This is a genomic window from Caldovatus aquaticus, from assembly GCF_019458025.1.
GTDB classification, from domain to species: Bacteria; Pseudomonadota; Alphaproteobacteria; order Acetobacterales; family Acetobacteraceae; genus Caldovatus; species Caldovatus aquaticus.
The window spans coordinates 1-620 of sequence record NZ_JAHZUY010000140.1 but is presented as its reverse complement, the minus strand read 5'-3'; the positions used below and the strand labels follow the sequence as shown (position 1 = coordinate 620).

The window sequence follows — 620 nt, the reverse complement described above, 5'->3', positions numbered from 1 at the left end:
CCGGATCCTCGGCCGCCTCGCCCTCCCCCACCCCCTCGTCTGGCGGGTTGCCGGTGGCAACCGTCGGGCTGGCAACCGCCCCGTTGCCAGGCTCGGTTGCCACCGCCTCCAGCCCGGCCAGCAGCCGGTCGATCTCCTCCGCCCCGAAGCCGGTCAGGGCGAGGTCGATCCCGCCCATCTCCTGCAGCTTCGCCACCTCGGTGGCCAGCAGCGCCTCGTCCCATCCCGCGTTCAGCGCGATGCGGTTGTCGGCCAGCCGATAGGCGGCCTTCTGCGCCTCGGTCAGGCCGGCGCGGACGATCGTCGGGACCGTGGCGAGGCCGAGGGACTGCGCGGCCAGCAGCCGGCCGTGGCCGGCGATGACCTCGCCGCGCTCGTCCACCAGCACCGGCGCGACGAAGCCGAACTCGAGGATGCTGGCCGCGATCTGCGCCACCTGCTCGTCGGAATGCGTGCGCGCATTGCCGGCATAGGGCAGCAGCGAGGCGACCGCGCGCGCCTCGACGGCGCTCGCAGCCCATGGGGCCTGGGGCATCGGGACCTGCGTGATGGTGGAACGGAGGGGGCGCCGCGGCTGGCAACCTGGCGGCGCTGGCAACCTGGAAAACGGGGCTGACGCT

The 620-nt window shown here is 73.9% G+C and carries 1 protein-coding gene; it reads right to left on the bottom strand.

Going from position 1 to position 620, the window contains the following annotated elements; all coding sequences use genetic code 11:
- The coding region (locus tag K1J50_RS18835; protein WP_220119282.1) for a ParB/Srx family N-terminal domain-containing protein at nucleotides 1-535 on the bottom strand (535 nt) is incomplete at its 3' end.
- Nucleotides 536-620: the final 85 nt, after the last annotated feature.